Source organism: Yersinia alsatica, assembly GCF_902170305.1.
Lineage (GTDB): Bacteria > Pseudomonadota > Gammaproteobacteria > Enterobacterales > Enterobacteriaceae > Yersinia > Yersinia alsatica.
In genome coordinates this window covers 24,797-35,061 of sequence record NZ_CABHWW010000018.1, presented here as the reverse complement: position 1 = coordinate 35,061, position 10,265 = coordinate 24,797, and the positions used below count along the sequence as shown (strand labels likewise).

Here is a 10,265-nt window from a genome sequence, read left to right as displayed (position 1 = left end):
AATAACGCAATACCTGAAGGTAAGCTTGGTGATGTCGTCAAAATGATGCAAATACTGATGGTGGTCTCTATTCTCTCTGGTGTTAAATGAGTAAGGTGATATCCCCCTTCGCCCCATTTTAGTCTCCGACATCAGGCCGACGACGTAATTTTTACGTATTGCACACGTGAAAATAAATACAGTTACGATAAACTGTGTAGCTAAAATAAGGAGATAAGATGAGTAGTGAGATATTTCTTGCTGTCTTGGGGGCAGCACTACTACATGCTAGTTGGAATGCACTAGTCAAATTTGGTAGTGATCGTTTTGTGGCTATTTCGCTGATGGCGATCTTCTCTGGTGTTATCTCACTTATTGGCATTCTTTTTGTCGGCTTTCCCTCCCTTAGTGCACTCCCTTGGTTGCTCCTGTCAGTTGCTTTCCACACCGGTTATTGCCTGTTTCTGAGTAAAGCCTATGAACAAGCTGAATTTGGTCAAATTTATCCTATTGCCCGTGGTGTGGCCCCATTATTAAGTGCCCTGCTCTCATGGCTAATTTTGTCAGAAATACCGCGAACAATCGCTTTATTGGGTACGTTAGTTTTGGTTTCTGGGGTGATTATGATGACATTTGATGGCCGCCACGGCCCCAATAAACTCAATGTCAGAGCGATAATCTATGCCCTTATTACTGCGACCTTTACCGCTTGCTATACCCTATCAGATGGCGCGGGGAGCCGGGCCAGTATTGAGCCTCTTAGCTATATTCTGTGGTTATTTATGTTCAATGGATTAACCATGTTCACACTCCTTTGGATAATGCATCGTAATGTGGTTTTTCGCGAAATCCGGCAACACTGGCGTCACGGTATTATAGGCGGTGCTATGCAGTTACTGGCTTACGGGATTGTTATCTGGGCCATGAAAAGCACACCAATCGCGCTAGTCGCGGCCTTGCGTGAGACCAGCGTGCTTTTTGCTATGGTTATTTCTGTCTGGATGCTAAAAGAAAAGCCCTCAATGCTGCGTGTTATCGCCAGTGCCGTAATTATGGCTGGCGTTGTTATTACCAAATTTGGCTAATCCTTAATCAAATGGTAGTGCTACCTATTGCTTTGATAAAAACAAGCAGGCAACCTCTGCTATAAACCGGCTATACTCATATAAATCCTATAAATAAGGAGAATATATGCTCATAGGGTTTGTTTTACTGGTTAGCACCTGCGGAATGGATGCTTGTGAGGCTCTGCCCGTGACTGACGAAGTCTATACCACACGCCACGAATGTATGGCTGTGGCTGCTCGACTTCATGAAAGACGGCCCGATGTGGTATTGATTTGTGGTGAAGTCTACCGCGATAAACCTTAATGAAATCTTTGGGGGGGATTACCCCAATCTAGCAGCCAGATTATTCTGTTACCCTGCCCATTTAACAACAGATCAAAAAATACATTTTAAAACCACCATGCTTATGGTGCTCCCCGTCATGGCACTTTCCGATTAAGTACAAATTACATTCTTCACGGGTATAAACAATCCGTTATAAATCAAAAGTTATTGTAAGGAATTACAGCAGAGTACAAAGTCGTGCTACGCTTTAATTAAGTGGTAATAGCGACATACTTAATAAATCATTGCCATATAACTGCCTGTTAAGAGTGCGCTATAACATCACCAGCCCATAAGTTACATGTCCCAACATTGTCTGGAGCGCCGCAATGAATCCTCCTATATATGTCCCTTAAATACGCCTTAAATGTCCATAAAGAATAATGCCAATAATAGGTCATTACTTTTTCATATATAGGATTCCAACATGTTCCAATTCGACGCTTATGGCACACTGGTTGTCGCAAGTCTGGTTCTATTGCTAGGAAGGCAATGTGTCCAGAATATTCCTTTATTGCAAAAATATGCTATTCCAGACCCAATAGCTGGCGGTTTACTGGTGGCATTGGCGTTCTTGCTTATTCACCAAACAACCGGTTGGGAAGCCAACTTTGATTCATCATTACGCGACCCGTTAATGTTGACGTTTTTCGCCTCCATTGGCCTTAACGCTAATCTGGCCAGTTTACGGGCAGGTGGTAAAGCCCTGGTAAAATTTATTATTGTCGTTATTGGATTTTTACTCATACAGAATACCGTCGGTATCGGTATGGCGAAAATATTAGGGCTGGAACCCTTGATGGGATTACTTGTAGGGACAATTACCCTGTCTGGTGGACATGGTACGGGAGCGGCCTGGAGTAGTGTATTTGTTGAACATTATGGATTAATCAATGCGACTGAAGTCGCGATGGCCGGTGCAACTTTCGGTCTGGTACTCGGGGGCGTCATTGCTGGCCCTATAGCATTATATCTCATTAAACATTCAGCAACGCCCAATGGGCGACCCGATGATGCCCTGCAACCCACGACCTTCGAAAAACCGCAGTCAGGCCGAATGATCACATCACTGGTATTAGTCGAAACCATTGCCATGATTACCATTTGTTTGATGGCAGGCAATTATATTAGAGGGTTACTTGCAGGGTCAGTTTTTGAATTACCGATATTTGTTTATGTCCTATTTATTGGGGTTATCCTCAGCAATATACTGACTTATACTGGGTTTTATCAGGTTTTTGACCGCGCAGTATCGGTGGTGGGTAACGTGAGTTTATCCCTTTTCCTGGCAATAGCCTTGATGAGTTTAAGACTGTGGGAATTAGCCTCTCTGGCGCTACCAATGCTAGCGATTCTATTGGTACAAACACTGGTCATGGTTTTGTACGCGATATTTGTCACTTACCGAGTAATGGGAAAGAATTACGATGCAGCGGTTCTTGCTGCTGGGCATTGTGGCTTAGGTTTAGGTGCAACACCGACTGCAATTGCGAATATGCAAGCAATAACCGACCGTTTCGGGCCATCTCACGTTGCGTTTCTTATTGTACCTATGGTCGGTGCTTTCTTCCTGGATATAGCTAATGCTATCGTAATTAAAATGTCTTTATTGCTGCCGATGTTTGCGCAGTTAAGCTAATTTAAGGTCTCAGGTAATTATTAAGACTTCAAGGGTACCCATAAGTCGATGGGTACCCTATTTACCGGATAGAAAACGGCTTATATTATGAATATTCCCGCACTAAATTAGCCAGTATCTCTAATCCTCTATCTGCCTGTTCCTCTGTTGCATGGCTGAAGTTTAGTCTCAACTGACCACATCCTGTTGATGAATGTGGGAAGAAGGGCTCACCCGGCATAAATGCAATATTATTTTCAAGAGCTTTAGGCAGTAGATGACGAGTATCTATACAGTGATTAAGTTTCAACCAGAAAAATAACCCACCCGCTGGTTTTTCCCATGAAGCGAGGGAACCTAAATGACGCTGTAGAGAGATCTCAAAGGAATCACGGCGTTGTTTATAATAAGCCGCCAGTTCCTTCATATGCTCGGAATGATTAGGATCACTGAGTTGCTGTAATACCAGCCATTGGCTGATTCGGCTGCTGTGTAAATCCGTCGCTTGTTTTAGCCGAGTCAAATAAGGAATCAACTCTGGCGAGGCGACAAGATAACCCAACCGAAGCCCGGGTGATAAACTTTTAGAAAAAGACCCCTGATAAATCCAAGGAGCCTGCTGTAATAAGGCACATACCGGTTTCCGCTCACAAGGGTCATAGACCAGATCACTATAGGGATCATCTTCAAAAAGCGGCAGCATAATATCGTCACATGCTTTTGCCAGAGCGGCCCGCTGAGTCAGACTGAGGCAATGACCACTTGGATTCTGAAATGTAGGGATGCTGTAGGCAAAAGCAGGTTTTTCTGTCTTAAGTTTATCAATATCAGGCTGAGCCGAATCATAGGCAATAAACTGCGCACCAAAGAAACGAAATACTTGTAATGCCGCCAAATAGGTCGGTGATTCAACAGCAACAGGTGTTCCTGCATCAATGAATAACTTAGCGACCAGATCAATCCCTTGTTGTGAACCTGAAATAATTAATACCTGTTCTTGGGTGCAGGATAAACCACGCTTACACAGATTCTGTGCAATTTTTTCGCGTAATTCAGTCTCTCCCTCGCTGGCCCCATATTGCAGCATCGATTGCGGCATTCCCGCAAGATTTAAGTGAGGGAAACTTTCTATCGCGGGCAACCCACCAGCAAATGAGATCATGCCAGGCCGATCAATCACTGAGAGTATTTCCCGTATAGGTGATGGGTGAAGATCGTGCAGCCGTGAGGAAAATCGATTATTCTGGCCTACTACTGTCTTATTCATTGCAGTCCTTCCATAAAGGTCAACGAATTTGACCTTTATGGAACATAAAATGGACAGCTTGTTACGTCAATACTATTGACCTAATTATTTTTTATTTGTGATAAAAATTCGATGGCAACAGCTAAAAACAGATCGCAACAAGAAGACTTATTACTCCATCAAGCCATCGAGCAATTTTATTTCGGTTACCGCTCCTTTACTGAGTTGCCCGATAAATTACTGGCGGAGCAAGGATTAGGGCGGGTACACCACCGCATTTTGTACTTTGTCGGGCACAATCCCGACATTGCTATCAATGCGTTACTGGGCATTTTAAAAATCAGTAAACAGGCACTTAATGGCCCACTAAAGCAATTGGTTAAAATGGGATTAATTACGGTGACGGCTGCTGCACATGATCAGCGAGTGCGGCAATTATCTCTTTCCCCCGCGGGTAAAAAACTCGAATCTCAATTAACCAATACACAAAAGCAACTACTACAGCAGGTATTCCAGCAATTGGGCAAAGAAACTGAAGTGGCCTGGCTGCAAGTTATGCAACTCCTCAGTAAAGGACTGACCGACTCGCTTTAACCCCCCACTTGATCTCTTTTTGAGTATTTTCACCACCACGCCAATCTCTCGTTAGCCCGAGTCAGGTGAAAAGCGGTTTTTCCACATCAACGTGGCGGATAGTTAAGCGCAATCACTATCTAACAGCGCCGTCCCATATGAATTATCAATGGTACACAACCAGCGGCCATCCGCTTCATGGCGAAATACATAAGTTGCCCGCCGAGTGGTGTTGACGGTTCCGCCCTGACCATCAGGAAAACGTAGTACCGTTTCCATAATAACCAGCGCATCATCCGCACCTTCAATAACCTGCATTTCCCCTTGTTCAACAACAAGTTGATTTTGGAAATAGTCAGATATAGCAATAAAAGCCCGACGAATATCTTCCGCACCTCGGGCAATCATTCCGGGCTTGATCACCAGCGCCGCGTCCACGGCATAGTGCTTCATCAGTGCATCAAAATCTCTGGCGGTAATAGCCCTATCACAGGCTTCAATAACCTGCCGTATTGGGTGTGAATTCATAAATTAATCTCCTGACAAACCTCAAAGACCTAAGTACTGGTAAAGCCCAGCTTTTCCAACCGGTATGGTGAAATTGCTCACGACCGCTCAGAACTCACCTTATCAGCGTGATTCGAATAGAGGACAACCGCGGCACCAATCAACATGGCGACAATAACGAGCACAATCTTATCTTCTTCAGTTCCCCCTATCCCACCGGCGGTCAGAAAATACCAAGCCGCGAAAATAGATTTTGCCACCTTCTTCCCGGTACTTTGCTCTTTAAGACAAATACTACGTACAGCCCAGGCACCTAAAATCAAGCCCATGAGTGCCAAAACAGTTCCCATTTACTGACCCTCTAAACGTTATTATTCGTCACTAACTCCATACAAAGGAATAGCTACGAGACTTTATATATATCAGGACGGGTTATTTGCCAAACATAATCAGGAATATTAACCGGTTGATAGCCGACTTTCTCATACAACCAAGGCGCGGTGGTGGTAACGAGCATAACTCGACGCAAGCAGCTCACAATAGGGTGTGACTGGCAGCATTCAATTAGCCATAATCCCAAGCCACTTTTCTGATATTCCTCAATAACATAGACATCACATAGATAACCAAAGGTGGTAAAGTCCGTTATCAGCCGAGCAAATCCAATTTGGTTATGGTGATGAAAGAGCCCAAAACACAGGCTATGAGTTATTGATGCACGAACAGTCTCTTTATTTATCCCCGCCGCCCAAGAGGAGCGGGTCAGATAACGATGAATAGCATCAATATCTAATTGAGCAGGGTCGGTGGTGATAATGAAATGATCTTTGTGCCAATTTAGCGGGGTATCCATCGGATTTCGCTGACTCCTGATAACTCAGTTAAATGGACTGGCAATAGTTTACTGAGCTGGCGCGAGGTAGTAATGGAAAGATCGCCCCTCAGAATTTCTTCAGAGGGGGATATTATTAGTAGTAATTTATCAGGAATACAACTTTAGCGTGTGCTTTGTTCGGCGTGACATCAATTTCGGGCATATTGATTTAATAGACGGTGGCTAAAATGGTTATGCCATTGTCATTCAATCACTTGTAGGTCATGGTAAAACTCATCATGGTATTGGCCGTGCCGGGTTGTAATCTGGCTTCAGTTTGGTAATAGCGGGCTTTAAGTGGGATTTTATAGTTCCCCCCCGTGCTACCACTGTATGCCGTCAGCCGCGTAGGTTGACCAAATGTGAACGGGTTTCCCACTTCATCGAGTAATTGCACCCCAATACCACTGGCAGTTGAACTACTGTCCAGTGCCACGACAGATGACGCGGCATTCAGGATCGGGGTCACGGCATCAATCTGGTAGGTAATGGTGTTAATGCCTGCCGGGCAATTGTTCAACGCAACGTCAAAATTAACCGCTGCGGTAAATGACCCCATCCCTGAGAATTCTGACGCATCGTGAGTCCCTAGCCTCACCAAAACATCTGGCGTGAGGCAACTCAGCACTGTCACCTGTGTTGCAGTAATATTGATGGTATTGACCAATGAGGTGCTCCATGCCCCGTTAATTTTCATCGGAGCCTTCGCCACGGTCATCGCATTGACTGTCCCGGCAGTTATCGGGCCAGTTTTAACCAGAATGGCACGAAATTGCCCACCATTAGGCAATAATTCCGGCGCGTTACAGGCATAGCCTTGCACATCAGAAACCGGTTTCCAATCCGGCTGCCAGCCACATCCATTCGCATAGCCTTTGGAGCCCATGGCGATACCGACGCCAGCCAGATTAGTATTAAACACTTTATAAACCGCCCCTCCATCAGTGATAGTTAACCCCGACGGTGTCAGCATATATGCTTCAAAACCGATACCAATACTCTCCTGTACCGTCGCAGAACAGGTAAACCAGTTCGTCTCGGCTGCCGTCATCGACCAAGAGCTCAGTATCGTCCCAACATCAGCATCACTCGGTACTGTTACCGCTGCTGGCATAGGTACCGTAATGGTTTTCGTATTACCGGTGCAGGTGGTGAGCGCCAGAGCACCAGGTGATAACACCATCAGAGTTCCACACAACAACAGCAGCAAGCTCGCTGTTGAGAAGATACGGTGTCTGGCTAAGTCTATGACTGAGTTTTTCATTATCATCAAGCCCTATGCCGTTGGCTGACTGACGCATCAACCAACGTGAAAAGTTAAACAGAATGTCTGACACGGTTGACAACACATGCACTGATAACGTGCTTTATCTCCCCGCGATGGATTTATCCCTGCGGCACACACGTTGAGGTAAATTGCATTATTCCGGTGGTTTTCGTATTCGCCTGTTGTGGCGGCAAGATATAGCTGAGATAGCATTGCTGCCCAGCCCCCTCGCCCCAGCTCACTTGCAAGCGCCCGCGTTCTTCACTGACCCGCGCATAAACCTGCCCGCCCTGCCCAACAGAACCCACCGCCAGGCCTTTCATATCAAGGACATCGGCACCAAAGGGTACCGGTTCGCCATCCGACTGTATGGCATTGACCAATATCGGGTAACCCTTGGTACTTTTATATTTCACCATCACCACCGCACCCGCATTTGGGGCAACTTTCTGACTGGTTGACTCCAACTCAACATCATAAGAGGTGCCTTTCGGGTCGATGGTGATTTCATTCATCTGATAGGCATTCAGATACGGCACCACGGCGTAGCCTCGTGAATCTATTTTCACGCCGGAATAAGACGACACTTCTGCCCCTTCCGCCCCTTTGGCCTCTACCACCGCAAAGGTCTCACTGCTGTATGGGGTTAAGGTTACCCCTCCTGGGTGGGCAATCATGCTGCCGGAAATTCCAACAGATCCACTCTGGTAATTGCTCCCCCCGCCATACGACGCCATGCTGGTAGCACGATCGCCGCGATACTGGCCATTCACACTGCCACTGGCACCTGAGCCGCCATTACTGTTCATCGCGGTAGCACCATAACTGAACTGGCTTTGCTCACCGGCACTGCCTGATACTGTGGCCTGTTCGCCCCAATCGCCCTGGCCATTACGGTTCATTTCCAGACGCATCTGCGGCACATTCCGCTGGTCATTGCGCCCTAACGGGAAGCTCACGCTGACCAGATAGGTATTTTGCATATCACCCAACCCAGAACGACTGCGGTTAACACTCAGCCCATAGGTCATACTTTTGTAATTATTGCTGTAACCTATTTGATACTGTTGGTCACTGCCCTCTTTGTTCCAGTAATCCTGCAACGAGCCACTGATATACATCTGGCCCCACTTCTCCGGTAATCCCTGAGCAGCAGTGACGGTGAGACGGTTCTTTGCCCGATAGATGCGGTTGGCATCATAGCCCTGACGCTCAGCATCGATGGTTTGCATTGCCGTCGAGAAATCGAGATAACCCTGAGTGGCGAAGCGGTGGGCGGCCACGCTCAGATTACTGTTGGTTTCCGTGAGTACCTTGCTGTAGCTGACCTGATAGCTCTGACCACTTTCCGACCCTTCCCGCAGATGGGTGTTGGCTTGTGTCACATCAAATGCCACTGCGCCAATCGGGGTACTGAATGCCGTCCCGAGCTGCACGGCATAATAGTCTTCACTGACCTGTGCGCCGGTATAGCCGGTAATACTGTTACTCAGACCGCGTTGATAAGTTCCCTGATAAAGTCCCGGGGTAAAGGACAGCGAGTCGTTGCGTACTTTACCTGCCGTCAGACTGTAGCGTTGAGAACCGGGGCGCAGTAACTGTGCCACCGCGGCAAACGGCACCTGAAAGTTCTGAGTGCTGCCATCCGCCTCGCGTACGGTCACATCCAGATTGCCGCCATAGCCAGTTGGGTAGAGGTCATCGATGATAAATTCACCCGGTGCAACTGTTGTTTCATATAGCACCTGACCGCTTTGGCGGATAGTGACCAGCGCGTTGGTGCGCGCGATACCGCGCACTTCTGGCGCATAGCCGCGTAAAGACTCAGGCAACATGCGGTCATCAGTGCTAAATTGCACACCGGTAAAGGGTATGGTGTCGAATAACTGCCCGGGAGTATTGGATTCCCCCAATAACACCCGACCCTGCGCAGCCGGAACATCCCGCTGCACATAGCTATTAATACTGGTGTATTTGCTCTCGCCATTTTCCTGCCAGTTATACGAGCCGTTATGACGGAAATACCATGATCCCAGATTAAGCCCGGTATTAATGCCCGCAAAAGCCGAGTTAAACGTCTGCCCATTTGATGAGCTGCTATAGCCATTGAGTGAATAACCCAGCATTCCTGATGTTACGCCGCTGTCCCACAAGGCAGGGCTTACTGTTCCACGCGCGGTATGGAGTAATAGAGCCTGAGGAATAGCGATATTCAGATGCTGTTCACTGTTATCAAAGGTGACTGACGCATCTGGAATAAGGGATTGCAGGTCAACACAACCGGCTTCTTTCTTCAGCGGTACTAAAGACTGAGATGGCAAAGCATCGGGTTTGAGATTAAGACTGGCAATAAGTGAAGTGGATAAACAGGCATACACACTTTTATCATCGCGGGCTTTAAACTCCACATTTTCATTGCCAATGAGTGAATTATTTAAATAAATATCGGCACGATAGTTGCCGGGCAGCACACTGCTACCTGTCGAGAAACGACTTAAATCAACACCGGAACCAGTATGAGCCGTATTTAAGAACGCATTATCAAACTCGGCAACCTGTGGTTTGCTGCTTTCGGGTGTGGTGTTAACTGTGGTTTTTTCAGCACTCTCTATTTTTTCTGAACTCTCCGCAGCCAAAGCCACAGGGGACAAAAAAGTTGAAATAAGCGCTGCCGCCAAAGGGGTTAAAAAATAAATACGATCAGGTAGACCCGCAGAAAAAGTTATTGCAGAGCGTTTCATTATTTATTTATTCCGTAGAATACTCTCATCTTCTGACCCCACGATATACGCGGCAATCTACTGGTATT

Annotated in this window: 10 protein-coding genes; 4 read left to right on the top strand and 6 right to left on the bottom strand. The window is 46.6% G+C overall.

Translation table 11 applies throughout. The annotated features are described in order from the left end of the window. Nucleotides 1-218: 218 nt before the first annotated feature. The 3 genes from FTA96_RS11625 to gltS all read left to right on the top strand — a co-directional run bounded on the left by FTA96_RS11625 (nucleotide 219) and on the right by gltS (nucleotide 3,010). Complete coding sequence (locus FTA96_RS11625) at nucleotides 219-1,064, top strand: DMT family transporter (RefSeq protein ID WP_050121211.1); 846 nt, start codon at nucleotides 219-221, stop codon at nucleotides 1,062-1,064. 106 nt (nucleotides 1,065-1,170) lie between these two features. Continuing rightward, a complete protein-coding gene (locus FTA96_RS11620; RefSeq protein ID WP_050109643.1) occupies nucleotides 1,171-1,350 on the top strand; it encodes a hypothetical protein in 180 nt (59 codons plus the stop codon). 448 nt (nucleotides 1,351-1,798) lie between these two features. Beyond that, nucleotides 1,799-3,010: a sodium/glutamate symporter gene (gene gltS / locus FTA96_RS11615; RefSeq protein WP_050109644.1), complete on the top strand. Its 1,212-nt coding sequence runs from the start codon at nucleotides 1,799-1,801 to the stop codon at nucleotides 3,008-3,010. A gap of 85 nt (nucleotides 3,011-3,095) precedes the next feature. Here the strand turns inward: gltS and FTA96_RS11610 are convergent, their stop codons facing one another. Further along, a complete protein-coding gene (locus tag FTA96_RS11610) occupies nucleotides 3,096-4,151 on the bottom strand; it encodes an aminotransferase-like domain-containing protein (RefSeq protein WP_375541943.1) in 1,056 nt (351 codons plus the stop codon). Between the two features lie 216 nt (nucleotides 4,152-4,367). Between FTA96_RS11610 and FTA96_RS11605 the strand changes: the two genes are divergently transcribed. Next, nucleotides 4,368-4,829 carry a MarR family winged helix-turn-helix transcriptional regulator gene (locus tag FTA96_RS11605; protein WP_050136351.1) on the top strand — a complete coding sequence of 154 codons (462 nt, stop codon included), beginning with the start codon at nucleotides 4,368-4,370 and terminating at the stop codon, nucleotides 4,827-4,829. A gap of 102 nt (nucleotides 4,830-4,931) precedes the next feature. On the opposite strand, the gene FTA96_RS11600 is transcribed toward FTA96_RS11605, so the two are convergent. The 5 genes from FTA96_RS11600 to FTA96_RS11580 all read right to left on the bottom strand — a co-directional run bounded on the left by FTA96_RS11600 (nucleotide 4,932) and on the right by FTA96_RS11580 (nucleotide 10,197). Continuing rightward, nucleotides 4,932-5,336, bottom strand: a complete 405-nt coding sequence (locus tag FTA96_RS11600) for a YybH family protein (RefSeq protein ID WP_050109647.1) — start codon at nucleotides 5,334-5,336, stop codon at nucleotides 4,932-4,934. A gap of 77 nt (nucleotides 5,337-5,413) precedes the next feature. Next, the gene (locus FTA96_RS11595) at nucleotides 5,414-5,665 is read right to left on the bottom strand and encodes a hypothetical protein (RefSeq protein WP_050109648.1); all 252 of its coding nucleotides are present in this window, start codon (nucleotides 5,663-5,665) and stop codon (nucleotides 5,414-5,416) included. A gap of 53 nt (nucleotides 5,666-5,718) precedes the next feature. Then, on the bottom strand, nucleotides 5,719-6,168 hold the full coding sequence (locus FTA96_RS11590; RefSeq protein ID WP_050151116.1) for a GNAT family N-acetyltransferase: 450 nt from the start codon (nucleotides 6,166-6,168) through the stop codon (nucleotides 5,719-5,721). A 232-nt stretch (nucleotides 6,169-6,400) separates the two neighbouring features. After that, nucleotides 6,401-7,453, bottom strand: coding sequence for a fimbrial protein (locus tag FTA96_RS23405; protein WP_216594359.1), 1,053 nt, complete (start codon nucleotides 7,451-7,453; stop codon nucleotides 6,401-6,403). Nucleotides 7,454-7,575: 122 nt separating this feature from the next. Next, the gene (locus tag FTA96_RS11580; RefSeq protein ID WP_050109651.1) at nucleotides 7,576-10,197 is read right to left on the bottom strand and encodes a fimbria/pilus outer membrane usher protein; all 2,622 of its coding nucleotides are present in this window, start codon (nucleotides 10,195-10,197) and stop codon (nucleotides 7,576-7,578) included. Between the last annotated feature and the right edge of the window lie 68 nt (nucleotides 10,198-10,265).